The sequence below is a fragment of the Pseudomonas sp. TE50-2 genome, assembly GCF_040813665.1.
In the GTDB taxonomy this organism is placed as follows: Bacteria; Pseudomonadota; Gammaproteobacteria; order Pseudomonadales; family Pseudomonadaceae; genus Aquipseudomonas; species Aquipseudomonas soli.
In genome coordinates, this window is sequence record NZ_JBFNXN010000001.1 from 5750736 (window position 1) to 5767983 (window position 17248).

Annotated in this window: 14 protein-coding genes and 1 riboswitch; of the genes, 4 read left to right on the plus strand and 10 right to left on the minus strand. The window is 65.4% G+C overall.

What is annotated here, in order from left to right; all coding sequences use genetic code 11:
* Positions 1 to 4: 4 nt before the first annotated feature.
* A complete protein-coding gene (locus tag AAHK21_RS26030; protein WP_367858821.1) occupies positions 5 to 436 on the minus strand; it encodes a GNAT family N-acetyltransferase in 432 nt (143 codons plus the stop codon).
* Positions 426 to 812, minus strand: a complete 387-nt coding sequence (locus tag AAHK21_RS26035; RefSeq protein WP_111532316.1) for a DUF488 domain-containing protein — start codon at positions 810 to 812, stop codon at positions 426 to 428. The genes AAHK21_RS26030 and AAHK21_RS26035 overlap by 11 nt, the downstream gene beginning before the upstream one ends.
* A 128-nt stretch (positions 813 to 940) precedes the next feature.
* Here AAHK21_RS26035 and AAHK21_RS26040 point away from each other — a divergent pair, with 128 nt between their 5' ends.
* The gene (locus tag AAHK21_RS26040) at positions 941 to 2557 is read left to right on the plus strand and encodes an inorganic phosphate transporter (protein ID WP_038706394.1); all 1617 of its coding nucleotides are present in this window, start codon (positions 941 to 943) and stop codon (positions 2555 to 2557) included.
* 39 nt (positions 2558 to 2596) lie between these two features.
* Here the strand turns inward: AAHK21_RS26040 and AAHK21_RS26045 are convergent, their stop codons facing one another.
* The 3 genes from AAHK21_RS26045 to AAHK21_RS26055 all read right to left on the minus strand — a co-directional run bounded on the left by AAHK21_RS26045 (position 2597) and on the right by AAHK21_RS26055 (position 4402).
* The gene (locus AAHK21_RS26045; RefSeq protein WP_102684117.1) at positions 2597 to 3292 is read right to left on the minus strand and encodes a glutathione S-transferase N-terminal domain-containing protein; all 696 of its coding nucleotides are present in this window, start codon (positions 3290 to 3292) and stop codon (positions 2597 to 2599) included.
* Positions 3293 to 3317: 25 nt separating this feature from the next.
* Positions 3318 to 3839, minus strand: coding sequence for an N-acetyltransferase family protein (locus AAHK21_RS26050; protein ID WP_367858822.1), 522 nt, complete (start codon positions 3837 to 3839; stop codon positions 3318 to 3320).
* Between the two features lie 65 nt (positions 3840 to 3904).
* A complete protein-coding gene (locus AAHK21_RS26055; protein WP_367858823.1) occupies positions 3905 to 4402 on the minus strand; it encodes a PaaI family thioesterase in 498 nt (165 codons plus the stop codon).
* Between the two features lie 188 nt (positions 4403 to 4590).
* Positions 4591 to 4796: riboswitch (cobalamin riboswitch) on the plus strand.
* 106 nt (positions 4797 to 4902) lie between these two features.
* Here AAHK21_RS26055 and AAHK21_RS26060 point away from each other — a divergent pair.
* From AAHK21_RS26060 to AAHK21_RS26070, 3 genes are all read left to right on the plus strand, one after another.
* Positions 4903 to 7020: a TonB-dependent receptor gene (locus AAHK21_RS26060; protein WP_367858824.1), complete on the plus strand. Its 2118-nt coding sequence runs from the start codon at positions 4903 to 4905 to the stop codon at positions 7018 to 7020.
* Between the two features lie 173 nt (positions 7021 to 7193).
* Entirely contained in the window at positions 7194 to 8249 is a 1056-nt protein-coding gene (locus AAHK21_RS26065) for a GlxA family transcriptional regulator (RefSeq protein ID WP_367858825.1), read from the plus strand.
* A 131-nt stretch (positions 8250 to 8380) separates the two neighbouring features.
* On the plus strand, positions 8381 to 9586 hold the full coding sequence (locus AAHK21_RS26070) for an NAD(P)/FAD-dependent oxidoreductase (RefSeq protein ID WP_367858826.1): 1206 nt from the start codon (positions 8381 to 8383) through the stop codon (positions 9584 to 9586).
* Positions 9587 to 9604: 18 nt separating this feature from the next.
* On the opposite strand, the gene AAHK21_RS26075 is transcribed toward AAHK21_RS26070, so the two are convergent.
* The 5 genes from AAHK21_RS26075 to AAHK21_RS26095 form a co-directional block, all read right to left on the minus strand.
* Positions 9605 to 10315, minus strand: a complete 711-nt coding sequence (locus AAHK21_RS26075; protein ID WP_367858827.1) for a DUF2063 domain-containing protein — start codon at positions 10313 to 10315, stop codon at positions 9605 to 9607.
* Positions 10316 to 10319: 4 nt separating this feature from the next.
* Complete coding sequence (locus tag AAHK21_RS26080; protein ID WP_367858828.1) at positions 10320 to 11141, minus strand: DUF692 domain-containing protein; 822 nt, start codon at positions 11139 to 11141, stop codon at positions 10320 to 10322.
* A gap of 97 nt (positions 11142 to 11238) precedes the next feature.
* Complete coding sequence (locus AAHK21_RS26085) at positions 11239 to 11730, minus strand: EF-hand domain-containing protein (protein WP_110733818.1); 492 nt, start codon at positions 11728 to 11730, stop codon at positions 11239 to 11241.
* A 167-nt stretch (positions 11731 to 11897) separates the two neighbouring features.
* Positions 11898 to 12458 (minus strand): DUF4174 domain-containing protein, encoded by a 561-nt coding sequence (locus AAHK21_RS26090; RefSeq protein ID WP_046855081.1) that lies wholly within the window; start codon positions 12456 to 12458, stop codon positions 11898 to 11900.
* A 208-nt stretch (positions 12459 to 12666) separates the two neighbouring features.
* Positions 12667 to 17193, minus strand: a complete 4527-nt coding sequence (locus tag AAHK21_RS26095; RefSeq protein ID WP_367858829.1) for an NEL-type E3 ubiquitin ligase domain-containing protein — start codon at positions 17191 to 17193, stop codon at positions 12667 to 12669.
* Positions 17194 to 17248: the final 55 nt, after the last annotated feature.

The following is a 17248-nucleotide window of genomic DNA, read 5'->3' on the forward strand; positions in this document are numbered from 1 at the left end:
TAGCTCAGGCGACCGGGCGCTGCATCCGCACGAAACACTCGTCCATGCCCACTTCAACGAAGCCCCGGCGCTGGTACAGACGCCGCGCCGGGTTGCTGGCGAACACCATCAGCCGCAGCCATGGCAGCCGGCGTTGCGCCGCCCAGGCGGCCAGTTCTTCCAGCACCCAGCCGCCCACGCCGCGGCCACGATATTCGGGCAACAGGTGCAACTCGCGAATGAACAACGCCTGGCGATCCTGGCTGAGGCTGCAGAACCCCAGTACCTGTTCGTCCTCGACCACCAGCCACTGCTCGCGCCAGCCCCAGGCCTCGTCGAAGGCTTCCTCGATCCACAGCAGGTCGAACTCGCGGTAGTACGGCAACATGGCGCGGCGGGTAAGGTCGCGGGCAAACGTCAGGTAGTCATTGCTGGCGGGAATCAGTTCAAGGGGCATAGCACACCGGTGAACTGGCCGGGCCACGGCGCTCCAGCTCATCCTCCAGCCACCGGGCCAGGACCTGGGCATTGTTGTGCTCGGTATCCTTGCCAGCGTAGAGCAAGGTCAAATCGCCTTTACCGGCCAGGTCCAGTAACGGATACCAGTGCTCGGGGTGGGCGGCCAGTTCCTGCTGATAGCGCTGGACAAAGGCTGCAAAGTCCAATTCACCGGCGTGAAATGCCTTGCGCAGTGCATCGGAGGGCGCGACTTCGCGCAACCACTGCCCATGCAAGTCTTCCTTGCGCTTGTTGCGGGGCCACAGGCGATCGACCAGCACGCGCTGGCCATCCTGCACCTCGACGCTCTCGTAGACGCGTTTGCAGCGAATCATCAGGTACTCCTGCGACATCGTTCCCCTACAAGCCTAGGGCCTTCATTGATCGAGGTCACGGCCCAGTAACGAATTGTTTCTATGCTGTATACCTTCGGCACCACCGCCCGACGCCAACCGGAGCCCTCATGGCAACCCCGTCACTGGCCAGCCAGCCCGACCTGAGCCTGCGCACCCCAGGCCCACCCCTTGCCCACAAACCCGGACGCGCCACCCTCACCTTGTTCTTCGGCCTGCTGCTGGCGGGCCTGGCCTACACCTTCTGGAGCCTCAAGCAGGACGTCAGCGCCAGCGGCACCGTCGTCACCACCGTCACCCCTTTCCTGTTGCTGGGCCTGGCCCTGCTGATCGCCCTGGGCTTCGAGTTCGTCAATGGCTTCCACGACACCGCCAACGCCGTGGCCACGGTGATCTACACCCATTCACTGCCAGCTTCGGTGGCGGTGGTGTGGTCGGGGTTGTGCAATTTCCTCGGAGTGCTGCTGTCCAGCGGCGCGGTGGCCTTCGGCATCATCGCCCTGCTGCCGGTGGAGCTGATCCTGCAGGTCGGCTCGTCGGCCGGTTTCGCCATGGTCTTCGCCCTGCTGCTGGCGGCGATCATCTGGAACCTCGGCACCTGGTGGCTGGGGCTGCCGGCCTCGTCCTCGCATACCCTGATCGGCTCGATCATCGGCGTGGGCGTGGCCAATGCATTGATGCACGGGCGTGACGGCACCAGCGGCGTGGATTGGGCCCAGGCCAGCAAGGTCGGCTATGCCCTGTTGTTCTCGCCGTTGATCGGCTTCGCCTGCGCCGCCCTGTTGCTGCTCGCCCTGCGCGCGCTGGTCAAGCGCCGCGAGCTGTACCAGGCACCAGAAGGCCAGACGCCGCCGCCCTGGTGGATCCGCGGCGTGCTGATCCTCACCTGTACCGGCGTGTCCTTCGCCCACGGCTCCAACGACGGGCAGAAAGGCATGGGCCTGATCATGCTGATCCTGGTCGGCACCCTGCCGATGGCCTATGCCCTGAACAAGACCATGCCCAACGAGCAGGCCCTGCAGTTCTCGGCCGTCGCCGAGGTCACCCGCCAGGCCCTGGTACGGGCCGCCCCCGCGCCCGCCCCGGCCGATCCACGCCAGGTGCTGACCGCGTTCGTCGCCACCCCGAAAGCCAGCCCCGAGCTGCTGCCGGCGCTGGCCGCGCTGACTGGCATGATCGGCGAGGAGGTCAAGGGCTATGGCTCGCTCAAGCGCGTGCCGGCCGAGGCCATGGCCAACGTGCGCAACGACATGTACCTGGCCAGCGAAGCCATCCGCCAGATCGACAAGCACCAGCTGGCCCGCTACGACGCCGATACCGCCCGCCATGTGCAGTTGTTCAAGCGCCAACTGGACGACGCCACCCGCTATATCCCGCTGTGGGTCAAAGTGGCGGTGGCCATCGCCCTGGGCCTGGGCACCATGGTCGGCTGGCGGCGCATCGTGGTGACGGTGGGCGAGAAGATCGGCAAGACCCACCTGAGCTATGCCCAGGGCGCCTCGGCCGAGGTAGTGGCGATGTGCACCATCGGCGCGGCGGATATGTTCGGCCTGCCGGTATCGACCACCCATGTGCTGAGCTCGGGGGTGGCCGGGACCATGGTGGCCAACGGCTCGGGGATTCAACGCAAGACGCTGGTCAACCTGCTGATGGCCTGGGTGCTGACATTGCCGGCGGCGATGGTGCTGGCGGGTTGCTTGTACTGGCTGTTGAACCAGGTCCTCTGAGGATGTGCGACGGGGGCTGCCGCGCAGCCCCCCACGAGGTCATGCCGGGATCTTCAGGCCTCGCTGCACGGCCGGGCGCTCGAGGAACCGCGCCAGCACCCGCTGCACTTCCTTGAACGTGTCGAATTCCACCAACTCCCGCGCGTTGTAGCGCTCCACCAGGTTACGCACCCAGGGGAAGATGGCGATATCGGCGATGCTGTATGCATCGACCATCCACTCCCGCCCTTGCAGGTGGCGGTCAAGCACCGCCAGCAGTCGCTTGGACTCATTGACGTAACGGTCTCGCGGACGCTTGTCCTCGTACTCCTTGCCCGCGAAGAAATGGAAGAATCCCACCTGGCCGAACATCGGCCCGATGCCCCCCATCTGGAACATCAGCCACTGCAGGGTCTGGTAGCGCTGGGCCGGGTCCTGGCTCAGCAACTGGCCGCTCTTCTCGGCCAGGTACTGCAGGATCGCCCCCGACTCGAACAATGGCAACGGTTGGCCCCCCGGCCCGTTGGGGTCGAGGATCGCCGGGATCTTGTTGTTGGCGCTCAGGGAGATGAACGCGGGGCTCAACTGGTCTTCGGTTTCGAAGCTGACCTTGTGCACCTCGTAGGGCAGGCCGATTTCCTCGAGCATGATCGAGACCTTGACCCCGTTGGGCGTGGCCAGCGAGTACAGTTGCAGACGCTCGGGGTGTCGCGCCGGCCATTTGCCGGTGATGGGGAATGCGGAAAGTTCGGTCATGGGGGTGCCTTCGCGTTGGGAGCGTTCAATCTAGATGATCTTCGGCCATCCTGACCATCACCCAGTCGCGGTGCCGCTCGTCGCCACAAGGGAAGATCGCCTCTCCCACCTTGCGAAAGCCGTTGCGCTGATAGAAACCGATCGCCCGGGCGTTCAGCTCATTGACTGTCAGGCGCGCCTGGCCATCGACCTGGGCCAGGGTGGTGGCGAGCAACAATTGCGCGGCGCCGGTGCCATGGGCGCAGGGTAGTACATAGCAGCGGGAGATTTCCGCCAGTTGATCGGCTTCGGCAATACCCAGCTTGCCGGGCGCCAGGTCGAGCATGCTGTAGCCCAGCACCTGGCCATCCCGTTCGACCACCAGCAACCGCTTGTGCGGGTGCTCCAGGTGCGCCTGGAAATGTTCGGGCTGGAGATGGTGGGCGATGTAGTGCTGCTGGGCGCTGACCGCGCTATCGGGCGGGCTGGCCAGGGCGAAGGTCGCTTGGCCGACGAGGCTCAGGGCCACGCAATCTTCGTCACAGGCCGGGCGAATCTGGTAGGGCATGGCAACATCCTGTCGGGCAGCCGGGTCACGTTCGACAATGCCAGCCCCACCCCATCGGTGCAAGTTCAGGCGTCGCCATGGGCCTGGCGCTTGAGCTTCTCGGTATCGACCCGCACGAACACCGAATCGGCGGTGACCGTCAGTACATCCCCGGCCCAGACCTCGCAGATCACCCGGGTCTTGCGCCCCAGCTCGCCCTCGACCCGGGCCTTGAGCAGCAGTTCGACGCCCATGGGCGTGGGCTTGAGGTAGGTCAGGCCAAGCTGGCCGGTGACACAGTCGATACGCGGCAGGCTGCCAGGTTCGCGGCCTTCGGCACGGTAGTGACAGGCCATGGCGGTCCAGTTGGAATGGCAATCGACCAGCATAGCCAGCAGGCCACCGTAGACCAGGCCGGGCCAGCCGGTGAAGGTCGGGTCGGGGGTATGCCGGCACGACAGGTGGATGCCGTCGGCGTCCCAGTGGCTCTGCACATGCAGGCCGCTGGGGTGGGAACAGCCGCAGCCGTAACAGATGCCTTCGGGGGCGGCGAGTTGTTGCAGGGACATGGCTTGCTCGGTCATACGCGTCCTTGGCTTGTTGGTGTTGGATAAGGAGGCTGGCTACCGATGGTAGCGCCCTGCGCGGCCTGCGCCAATCCACGCGGCCTGTCCGCAGACAACGCTGGCCTGACGACAACCGCTCTGAACCGCGATTCAGCCACACTCGGCCCGCCCATCCAGACGATTGACTCCCTGCCCGTTCGGTGGTCAGATGCGCGCCAGTTTCAGGTGCCCTGCGCCGCCGCGCGCAAGGTGAAACGGGAAGCCGGTGAGTCGATACCACGACAAGTCCGGCGCTGCCCCCGCAACGGTAAGCGAGCGAACCCTTCGACAGACCACTGTGCACACGCATGGGAAGGTGAAGGCTTCACGACCCTCGCAAGCCCGGAGACCGGCCTGAGGCTTCACTTGGCAACCCGCGGTGGGCGGGCGCAGGCCGGTATTCGCGTGCGCGCCTGCGCGCGCTTCGCCGTTGCGTGTTTTCCACCGGGATCCATTCTTTCCTGCAGCAGTGGAACGACATGTCCCGTATCAACAAGCTTCACACCCTGGCGGCCTGCCTGGCCGTGTCCCTGCCGGCTCTGGCCGACGAGCAGCCCAGCCCTGCGCTCACCCTGCCCTCCACGGCGATCACCGACAGCCGCGACCCGCAGACCGTCGACCTGGCCACCCCCACCCAGGCCGGTTCACGCCTGAACCTCAGTGCCCTGGAAACCCCGGCGAGCACCAGCAGCATCACCGCCGCGCAGATCCAGCAGCGCAACAACACCACGGTGCAGGATGCCGTGACCCGCTCGCCGGGCATCACCTTCATCGGTACCCCTGGCGATGGCGGCACCGGCTTGTCGGCGCGCGGTTTCACGGGCCAGAGTTCGGTGATGACCCTGTTCGACGGGTCGCGCCTGTACGCCGGCGCCGGCACCCTCACCTACCCGGTCGATCCCTGGATGGTCGAGCGTATCGATGTGATCCGTGGGCCTGCCTCGGTGCTGTATGGCGAAGGCGCCACCGGGGCAACGGTCAACGTGATTCCGAAAAAGCCCTTCAGCGGTGATATCCGCAACCACCTGCGCTTGGGCTACGGCTCCTGGGACCGCCAGCAACTGGGGCTGGACAGCGGCGGCAGCCTGAGCGAGCGCCTGAGCTACCGCGCCACCCTGAACCAGCAGGCGGGCAACGGCTGGGTCGACCGCACCGATTCGCGCAGCCTGGCGTTTTCCGGCGCGCTGCGCTTCGATGCCAGTGACGACCTGAGTTTCACCTTGTCCCACGAACGCGGCGACGCACAACCTGCCAACTACTACGGCACGCCGCTGATCGACGGCCATCTGCGCAGCAGTGTGCGCAACAAGAACTACAACGTCAGCAATGACCAGCAGCGCTACCACGATGAGTGGACACGGCTGACCAGCGACTGGAACATCAGCGACAGCATCAGCGCCAGCAACCAGCTGTACTACATCAAGAGCCGTCGCCACTGGCGCAATGCCGAGGAATACGCCTGGGATGCCGGAGTGATCCAGCGCGGCAGTTTCCTGGAGATCAAGCACAACCAGGAGCAGATCGGCGACCGCCAGAGCTTCACCTTCGATCACTCGCTGTTCGGCCTGGCCAGCAAGACCGTGGTGGGCGCCGAGTACAACAAGATCCGCTTCAACATCGACAGCAACTCGCCCTACGATGATGGCTACACCGACCCGCTCGACCCTTGGCGGCCGGCGCCCGGCGGGTTCCACAGTGCCGATCCGACGCGCCCGCAGACGCTGTCGAAAACCAGCACCTTCTCGCTGTTCGCCGAAAACCGCACGCAACTGACCGAGCGCCTGTCGCTGGTCACCGGCATACGCCGCGACCAGAACCACATCGACCGCAACGACCTGGTGAAGGACACTCGTGAAGACCAGAGCCTGCGTGGCGGCAACTGGCGCGCCGGCCTGGTGTACGCGCTGACTGACGATCTGTCCGTGTACGGCCAGTACTCCACCAGCGAGGATGGTGTCGGTGACCTGCTGACCCTGCGCCCGGAGCAACGCCTTGAACTGACCGAAGCCAGGCAGACCGAATTCGGCCTCAAGCAACGGTTCTGGGACGGACGCGGCGAGTGGACGTTGGCGGCCTACCACATCGTCAAGAAGAAGCTGCCGGTGTACGACGTGGTCTCCAAGCGCAGCCAGCAGGCAGGCCAGCAGACCTCCGATGGCCTGGAGGCAAGCCTGGAGCTGGCTCTGGGCAATCAATGGCAACTGTCGGGCAACGCAGCCTTGGTGCGCGCCAAGTACGATGATTTCACTCAACTCAGCCGAGGCGTTTCCTACGACCGGTCTGGCAACCATCCGCAGGACGTCCCACGTCGTACCGCCAACCTGTGGCTGAGCAAAGGCTTCGGGCAAAGCGTCGACACCGGCATCGGCCTGCGCTACGTAGACGCCCGCTATACCAGCGCCGCCAATGACCAACGCGTGCCGGGCTACACCGTGGTCGATGCCAACATCGGCTGGCAGGTGCTACCCGACGTGCGCCTGGGCCTGCAGGTGAACAACCTGTTCGATCGCGAGTACGCCCAGTCGAGCTACAGCGGCGAACAGTGGCTGCTGGGCGCGCCGCGCTCGTATTTCGCCACGGTGGACTACAGCTTCTAGGTCGGCCAGGTAACAGCGTCGGAGCGGGCTTGCCCCGCGATGCGGCTGATGCTGCAATCGCGGGGCAAGCCCGCTCCACAAGAACCTAGGCCTGACGACCATCGCGTCGTGCTTGAACATCATCGCGCCAACTGCTCGACTAGGGCCTACGCCCCGTCCACAAGCAGCGCGCCATGACCGACATCCCGCAGATTCCCGCAGCGCCCGTGCACGCGCTTGACCAGCCGCGCACCTTGCTGTTCCTCGCCTACCCGCAGATGGGCCTGCTCGACCTCAGCGGCGCGCAGACGGTGTTCTGGGCCGCGACCAAGGCCCGCGCCGCGCGCGGCCTGCCCGGCTACCGGGTGGTCACCGCCAGCCTCGAAGGGGGCCTGGTGGCCACCGCCGAGGGCCTGGCCGTCGCCACCGAGCCACTGGCGCCCTGGCTGCACGAGCCCTTCGACACGCTGGTCGTGCCCGGTGCCCCGGAGATCGTCCGCACCCTCCCCGACCACACCGAACTGGTCGCCTGGCTGGCCCAGGCCGCTCGACGCGCCCGACGTACCGCCTCGGTGTGCAGCGGCACCTTCCTGCTGGCCGCCGCCGGCCTGCTCGATGGCCGCCGGGCCGCCACCCACTGGGCGATGTGCGATGCCCTGCACCGACGCTTCCCGGCCATCGAAGTGGATGCCGAATCGATCTTCGTGCAGCAGGATCAGGTGTGGACTTCGGCCGGCGTCAGCGCCGGCATCGACCTGGCGCTGGCCCTGGTCGAGGCCGACTGCGGCCGCGAGGTGGCCATGCAGGTGGCCCGCGAATTGGTGGTGTTCCTCAAGCGCCCCGGCGGCCAGGCGCAGTTCAGCGAACTGCTCAAGGCCCAGGGCGAGGACAGCGACGCCTTCGAGACCCTGCACCTATGGCTCAGCGAGCACCTGGGCGACCCGCGGCTGACGGTCGAGCGGCTGGCCGAGCAGGCGCGCATGAGCCTGCGCAACTTCACCCGGGTGTACAAGCACAAGACCGGCCGCACCCCGGCCAAGGCCATCGAGGTGTTCCGCCTGGAGGCGGCGCGCCGCTTGCTGGAAAACTCCGACCAGCATATCGAGCAGGTCGCCCGCCAGTGCGGGTTCGGCAGCGAGGAGCGCATGCGTCTGGCGTTCCAGCGTCACCTGGCGGTGACCCCGCGGGACTATCGGGCGCGCTTCGCCCGCAGCGTGCCGCTGGCCGAAATCCAGGGTTCTTTGGCCTAGGGGCAAACCGAGGGGGCGCTTAGCATCTGCAGCACGCCTGTCGGGCCGTAATCCAGGCTCACTCACTAGGCGTACCCTTTTTCCACTGCCGCAGCGACAACATCGATAATCGCGGCATCCAGGAGCCCCTCATGAAACAGATCCTGATCATTGGCGCAGGCTTCGCCGGGCTGTGGAGCGCCCTCGGCGCCGCCCGCCTGCTCGACCTGCACAAACGCGACGACGTGCTGATCACCGTGCTCGCGCCCCAGGCGGAGCTGCACATCCGCCCACGCTTCTACGAACCCGACGTACACACCATGGCCGCTCCCTTGCAGGCGGTGTTCGACGCGGTCAACGTGCGCTTCGTCAAAGGCACGGCCTACCACATCGACCAGGCCAGCCAGCAGGTGGCCTATCGTCAAGCGGGTGGTATCGAGGCCAAGCTGGGTTACGACCGCCTTATCATGGCCTGCGGCAGCCTGCTCAACCGCCCGGCGCTGGAAGGCTTCGACCAGCACGCCTTCGATGTCGACAAGATCGACTCGGCCACCCGCCTGGAAGAACACCTCAAGTCCCTGGCCGCCCGCCCCGACAGCCCCGCACGCAATACCGTGGTGGTGGCCGGTGGCGGCTTCACCGGCATCGAGACCGCCACCGAGCTGCCTAGCCGGCTGCGGGCGATCCTGGGCGACAAGGTCAAGCCGCGCATCGTCGTGGTCGACCGCGGCGCGAAGATCGGCGCCGCCCTCGGCGACGGCATCCGCCCGGCCATCGAACAGGCATCGGCGGCGCTGGGGATCGAGTGGATCTGCGGCGCCACGGTGGCCTCGGTGGATGGCGGCGGCGTGCTGCTGGACAACGGTGAACGCATCGCCGCCAACACCGTTGTCTGGACCGTGGGCTTCAAGGCCAACCCACTGACCGAGCAGATCAGCGGCGAACGCGACCGCCAGGGCCGCCTGCATGTGGATGGCGACCTCAAGGTCATCGGCAACCCGGCGGTGTACGCCGCGGGCGATGTCGCCTACGCTGCCTGCGACGAGGCCGGCAACTACGCGGTGATGTCCTGCCAGCATGCCATTCCGCTGGGCCGCTACGCCGGCAACAATGCCGCCGCCGAGCTGATCGGCGTGGCGCCGATGACCTACAGCCAGCCCAAGTACGTCACCTGCCTGGACCTGGGCGCCTGGGGCGCGGTGTACACCGAAGGCTGGGAGCGCACCGTCTCGCCGCCGACGGACAAGGCCGAGGCCAAGCAGCTCAAGCAGCAGATCAATTCGGTGTGGATCTATCCGCCGGCGGCCGACCGCGCGGCAGCGCTGGCGGCGGCCGATCCATTGATCCCGGTGGCCTGACGGAACATCTGCGCGCGCCTACAGGGCATCTCGAGTACCGACGATGATGCCCTGCTCACGCAACTGTCTCAGCATCTGCAGCCCTTGCTGCAGGTGCTGATTCCCCAGCGCCCGCAAGCGCTCGCGCCCGGTGCCGGGCAAGCCCACCAACAGCTGCCAGGCCAAAGGCGCCAACCGGGCGAAACGCACCTGCAGGTCGGCGTCGCGGTACACCAGCAACAAGGTGGGCTGCTCCGGCGCCTCGTCGGGTTGATACTCGGGACCGATGCGCTCCACCGGCCAGCGGTAGGCCAGAACCCGGGCCACGCACGACAGCAGCGGCTCGCCGGCCAGCAGGTCGCCGTGCGGTTCGTGCGGCGGATCCTCGGCGTCGCTCAGGTACAACTGCGCTTCGATCCATTCGTAGTGCGCCAGCTCCAGCTGCCAGGGAGCGTCCGGCGCGATGCCCTGCAGGTAGTCGATGAAGGCTTCGGCTACTTCGGTGAACAGTGGCGTCTGGCTACGGTAATGGGCGTAGAAGTCACGCACCCGGGCATGCCAGCGCTGATCGCCAAGGGTCCGGCGCATCACCGGAAAACTGCCGGCCAACAGCCCTTCGATGGCGCCGTAGAACAGTTCGCGGTAGACCTTCAGGCGCCGCGCCTCGATACCGGGCGGCGGCGGGTTGCCGACCGGATCGCGCAGGTGGCGGGCCAGGGTGAACTGCTGGTGGCGCAGGGTTTCGGTCATGGTCTTACGCTCCATGGGCACGTTGCACATCGCGAATGCGCGCCGTCTCGGCCAGCAACTCGGCCAGCGGCGGGTAGTTGAAGTCGCGCTCGAGCACGGTGGGTTGCGCGCCGAAGCGCTGGCAGGCGTCGGCGAACAAGGCCCAGACATCCTCCTTGACCGGCGCGCCGTGGGTGTCGACCTTCAGGTCCGGCGCCTCGTCATAGTGACCGGCCACGTGCATGCCCACCACCCGCTCGCGGGGAAGACCGGCGAGGAAGGCCCGGGCGTCGTAACGGTGGTTGCAGGCGTTGACGAAGACGTTGTTGACGTCCAGCAGCAGGTCGCAGTCGGCTTCGTCGAGCACGGCGCGGACGAAATCCAACTCGGCCATCGCCTGGTACGGCGCGGCGTAGTAGCTGATGTTCTCCACGGCGATGCGCCGGCCAAGGATGTCCTGGGCCTGGCGGATGCGGGCGGCCACATGGTGGACGGCCTCGTCGGTGAACGGAATCGGCATCAGGTCATAGAGGTGACCGTCGTCGCTGCAATAGCTCAGATGCTCGCTATACATCCGCACCTGGTGGCGGTCGAGGAACTGTCGGGTGCGCTGGAGGAAGCCGAGGTCCAGCGGCGCGGTACCACCCAATGACAACGACAGGCCATGACAGGCGATGGCAAAGCGTTCGGCCAGGCGCGCCAGGCCCTGGCCGAAGGCGCCGCCGACACCGATCCAGTTCTCCGGGGCGCACTCGAGGAAGTCCACCGCGCCCGCCTCCATGGCCAGCAGGTCGGGCAGCAGGCCGCGGCGCAGGCCGAGACCGGTGTGCAAGGTGTGTTGGGGCATGATCGGAGGGTTCCGTATGGCAGGGATCGGCATCGCGGGGCCAGCCCGCCCCCACAGGGCAGATCCCGGTGGGAGCAGGCTGGCCCCGCGACAGGCTTCAGGATTTGCCGGTCAGGTGGCTGAACAGCCCGTCGGGCATCGCCTTGCCATTGGCCTTGTAGATCGCCGCCAGGTGATCGTGGGCCTCCTGCTCGGAAATGAAGCCATCGTGGTTGCGGTCGATCTTGTCGAAGTCGGCCGCCCGGTCCTTGGCCACTGCCAGGAACTCCTCGCGCGAGACCTTGCCATCATGGTTGCTGTCGGTGCGGGCGAACGAGGCGTCGCCGCACTTGCCCTCACCGCACTTGCCCTCGGCACCGGCCTTGGCGCTGGCGCCACACTTGCCCTCGCCACATTTGCCTTCGCTTTGCGTGGCCTTGCCGCCGGCACCGCACTTGCCCTCGCCGCACTTGCCTTCGCCAGGGGTCTTGGCAGCGGCCAGCTGGTAGCCCTGGGCCAACGGTTCTACCGCGAAGGCGCTGTTGCCAAGGACCATGCCGCCGAGCAGGGTGGCGCCAAGCAGGCCGAGGGTTTGACGGGTCGTTTTCATGGTGTCGCTCCACTGTGGTTGGAAAGTGGAGCCATTGAGCCGCAGCGGTGTGTCGTCGATGTATCGAAGCGGGCGTGGTTTTGTATGGCAGTGGGTCGAGGCGAGGCGCAGATACACAGGGATACAAGAACGGCCTTCTGCTGGCGCAGAAGGCCGTGACAGAGGCGTCAGTCTTCCAGTGGCTTGGGCGGCGCGGCAGGTTTGGCGGGTTTGCTCGGTTTGGCCTTGCTGTCCTTGGCCTTTGGTTCGGCTGGCGCAGCGGCTACCGGCTCCGGCGCTGTCACTGCCTGCTCACTGGCCGGCAGCGCATCGACCGCCTTGAAGATCACCTGCGGGTCGAGCTTCTCGCCGCTGTCATCGTCCTTGAGCACATGGCGTTCGCCGTCCTTGCCCACCAGGATTACCTTGGTGCCCTTGCTGGCGCCAAGTTTGAGCTCGCGAATCAACGCCATGGTGGTCTGCTGCTCGAGGTTCTTGTCCTCGCGCTTGCCCATCATGCTGGCGACGCTGTACAGCACCAGGCCACGCTCCTTGAATCCGGCCTGTGTAGCGGGATCGTTCAGTGCCTGTTCCAGGCCACGCAGGGTCGGGTCGGCCGAACTCGGGGCAATGACCACCAACGGCCTGGCCTTGCCCAGTTCCTTGGCCAGCGGGGCATCGCTGTCGGCGGCGTGCAAAGGGCCGGCTACAGCGAGCAAGGTGGCGAGGGTCAGTGACCGAACGAGCATGCGCATCTCCTTATTCTCTCGATAAACCAAAGACTGCAGATCAGGGAGAAAGATCCGGGCCGGGAGCCTAAACCAAGTGTTCATCCATGTGCTTGGGTCAAAGGTAACCAGCGGTTTCCGCAACCCTCGCAGATCTTGCTGACACCCTTTACGGAATCACCACTCCCGACCTTGAGCATAGTCCAAAGCCATCAAGGCCCAGGACATCTCAGCGTACGAAGATTTCCTGCTCCACGGCCATCTCCAGGGCATGGTGGGTGAGATCAAGCATCAGCGTATGCTGGGCCTGCATACGCGCCTCCTGTAACGTTTCGAACTGCTTGATGCGCTCCGCCTCCGACATTTCATCCTCCTTGATCAAGGCCTCCACACGTGCGCGATAGGGTGTGTCAATAGCCTCGAAACGTTCAGGATAGACATGACGCAGTTGCTGTTGCCAAAAGTCCCTGTCAACCAGCGACAGCGCAAGTGTTTCGCTGTCTTCTGCCGCCAGCACGCGGTCACGCGCCCTGCCGACCTGTGGGGCGCCGATACCCGCCAGGTTGCGAAACAGCATCCGGTTGATGCGCAGGGGTAAGTCGAGACTGTCACGCAGCGCCAGTCGATAGGCCAACAGCACCTCGATCTCATCCGGCTCCGCCCCCGCCGCCCGCCGCGCCTGAACGTCCTCCAGGGCGATACGGTCGACCGCGTCCAACCGCCACAGCTGACGTCCAAGATGCAACAAGGCGCGTTCGCGATTGCCCACCACACTATCCTGACTCGCTCTCCATACCAGCAGACGCACTTCCAGATCACTGAAGCGCAAGGTGGCACTGTCCTGGCAGGTGACATCCCGGGCATCGCTGAAAAGTGTTTCGCGCAACTCGGTATCTGTACCCATGGCGTTGAGCATATCCAATACCCTGAAGGCAAGATCGCGGGCGCCGGCAGGGCTGTCGAAGTCCGCCGTCGCCGACAGCCCGTCGAGCAACTGGAAGAATGCATCGCCGCTTTCGCTACCCTCCACCATCGCCCAGGCCGACCCCAGTTCGTCGCGGTACGCATCATCGATCGCATCGAGCCAGCGCATTCGCGGCAATGTTTCAGCTTCGGCCACTGTCGCCGACGATCCGGCACTGGCCATGGCGGCCCGCAACCGTTGTAGCTGGTCGGCGGAGAAAGGGTTGCCCTGTAGCCATACCCGCCCGCGAGTCCATGGCCGGGCCTGGTAGAAGGTTTCGGGCAATTCGGTGACGATGTTGTTGCGCAGATCGAGCGTAACCAGCCGAGGGCACTCCAGTGTGCCGTGAGGCAACGAGTTCAGCCTGCAGTAACTCAGGCGCAATTCACTCAGCCGCGCCATTGCACCCACCGAGAACGTACGTCCGAGTGGATTGTGGGAGAGATTCAAATAGGTGAGCGCTTCGCAACCGGCGAGCACCGTGCTTTGGCCAGGGTCGAGCACGATCTGGTTATTGTAGAGGTCCAGGCATTCCAGATAACGCATGTGCTGCAACTGCGTTGGCAGACGGGTCAATCTATTGCCCGGAAGTTCCAGCACCCGCAGGTTGGCAAATGCCTGGAGAAAACTGTCGGGCACAGCCTCCAGTTCCATGCCGCGCAATGACAGGATGGCGACACGTTCAAAACGGATTTGCTCCGGCAACTCTGGCAAGACACCCGGCCTGGCGCCCATCTGGCTCCACCACAGCTCAATCGGCGGGAGTCGCTGAACGGGCTCTTCGAACGTGCTGCGCCGCCAGCACCTGATGAGCGCGTCACGGAAAAAACGTCGCTGTTCGCGAACCTCCCCACGTGGAGTACTCCTGACCCAACGTTCCATGTGCTGGCTCAGCAGTTCCGACTGCACACGCGTCGCGTCCAGGACCTCCTCGACGTGCCGACCCGAGGCTTGAACCGCCTGGATCCAAAGGCCAATCTCTACCTGGTCCAGAGCGGGAAACAGCCTATGCACCCTGTCGACCAACGCCTGAGGCCTGCCTCGCCGCCATCCCCTTCCCGGCATACGGCCGCTCAACAGATATCCGTAGCGGCCGTCCTCCAGGCGCGACGGCATGCGTACTCCCGGTTTCGCAGGCGACAACAGGCGCTCGACAGCCTGGCGATCAGCCAGAGCGCGCCGCAGCACCACCTGCCGCAGGCCTGCCGCGAAGGGGCGGGAAAGCCCCATTGCCGCAAGCTGGGCATCGTCATAGGCACTGGTCATCACCTCGAACAACTCGCCGGGTTCCCCCAGAGCACCGCCCTGCTGATCCAGACGCAGAAACCGGCCGTTGAGGTGGAGAAGCCTGGTCGTCGTGGCAAGCTCATCCTGACCGATTGCCACCGGCCCACCGACATGCTCGTCGAACAAGCGCCAGCGTACGTCAGTGGACGCACCCGACAGTCCATCGAGCAACCCGATCGCCACGCGTGCGAGATCCGCCGATTGCGGCATGGCGTAATGCAAGGCCTCCAGTACCCGCACCGTACGGATCCGCGCGACGCTGGCCCTCGCGCGCTCGGCAAGCCGCAAAGGTATCCGACCGGTCTCGAGCAGGCGCCGGTAATCGCCGGCATCGGCGGACTCAAGCAATGCCTGCGCCGCTCCCCGATGCAAGCCCGGAAACACTCGTCGCAGCGTGGCGGTGACGGTTGTATCGGACTGTTGTGCACTGTCGTACATGCGCTGCAACAACAACCGCCTGAGTGACCCGACCTGCTCCGCCAGCGCCGCGCCCTCAAGCCCGGTCGCCCCCGTCAGCAGCCGAACGTGCTGCAGCAGATAGCGGTCTTCGCTGGCCTGGCCGGTTTGCAGAGCATCGATCAACCGCTGGATCCGAGCGTCTAGTCGCAGGCGCAGGACGCTGTCGCAGAGCCAAGGGTCTGGCGCCTGATCGGCCATGTGCAGAGCGCGCAGATTCTCTGCATCAATACCATTGATTTTCAGCACCGCATCAATCCTGGCATCGTCCAGTTCGTGAAATGGCCAGCCCAATCGACGAAACATCGAGCGCGCATCCACCCACAGTGAGGGTTGGCTACTGGCCAACCGCCAAGCACCGGCTCCATTGCCGCACAACGCGGGGCCGAAACCCGCCCGGGGTCGCAACTGCCACGTCCCGTCCAGGCCATGTGGCTGCACTGGAAAATGCTGACCGTCCATTTCCACCCAGGCTTGCCCGGCGTGCCTGAAGACGCCATTGGTATCCCTACTGGCGGCCAGCGGAGGTGCCTCACTGCAATAGGAAGTCGGATCCTGATTCCACAATTTCACTCCACCATCCTCAAGCGGCGCTGGCACCAGACTGTCCACCAGCACCGAACGCGCCCATGCCTGACGCGCTATCGACACGCCCGCACCGGTCGCCGCCATCACGGCGATATCCCGCAGTACATGCGTCAAATGATCGAGGGCCGCAGACGTGTCGCCTTCATGCCAATCTTCCACACCATGGAAAACCTCGGTGAGCAGATCCCAGGCAAAGACCGCAAGCAGCGCGGCGCCAACCACAGGGACGAAGAACCCCGCCAGAGCGACAAGCATCCATCCCTCAGCGGCAAGGCGCCGGTCATGGGCCCGCTGCACCTCCCGGTCGATCTGCGCAACGGGGGGCGCAATCATTGCGGCATCATCCTTGATCTGCGCGATGCGCGCCGCCGCCAGTTGGTCGAACAGCGGCTGTGCCATGGGGCGCATGTGTACCTGGAGGTCGCGGGTAGCCCAGATCGCCACATCCCGGTACAACTCGATGACGGTCGAAAAGAAGCGCTGGCTGTCGCGGCGCCTCAGAAAACGGCTGAAGAACTTCAGGTAGGCGCCATCGCGCAAGTGGCGCCCCAGCCGCTTGCGGCTAAGGTGCTCCAGGTCGGGATGGGCACTCCAGGGGCCGTGTGGGTCGCCCGGGATGTAGCAGAGGATGCGCTTGCTGGTATTGCGCAACCAGCCTTGATCAACGACGTCGAACACGATGATCTGCTCCAGCGCGCACTCCAGCACGCGCAGTTGCTTGACAACCACCGGCGCCCCGTCCAGGGCCTGCGGCTCGCCATTGCGGCACACGCGCAGAAGCAGGTCGAGCTCGGCGGCACTGAGGATGCCGTCGGCATTGGCCTTGTACACATCGACGACAAACGTGGAATACAGCAACCGCGCCAGCAACTCGCGCATGCTTTGCTCACCGGGCGGGTCAAGGACTGCGTCCAGGTGGCGCTGGTAGCGTGCGCCAGCATCCAGTTCGCGGCATAACCGGGCAAACCCGATCGCGCTGGGTTGGTCAAGACGCCCCCCGGTCCCGTCGAACAGGCCGTTGCCACGCGGTTGACCGGTAGGCATGGACTCGCTGGCGACGAAATTGCGCAGTGTGGCTTCCAGCAGCGGTACCTGCGCATAGTCAGTACCCGAAACCGGAACCCGGGTGGTGAAGTACTGACCGCGCAACGGCACCGGATACCCTTGGCGAAACCACAGGGTGCCGACATCGACCCCTGTGGCGAATCGTTTGTCGAAGGCATCCTGCAGGGCCGCACCGACAAACGCTTCGATCCCCTGCACACGCCCCCAGCGCGCCTGCAGCCGTTGCCGGCAGTCAAGGCTGGTCTTGAGCGCGGCGCTCAATTCCGCCAGAGGGGCATCGCCAAGCCCGTGCAACCACTCAGGCAGCCGCTTGGCGATCAGGCCATCCTGGAATGCCTGTTCGAGCCTGAGCGTATCGTCGCTTTGCGCAACCCCTGAATCGCTGTCGGTGGGCATGCGTGGTCTCCTTGTGCTGGAGGCCACAGCTTAGGGACTGCTGCCTTGCGCCTCG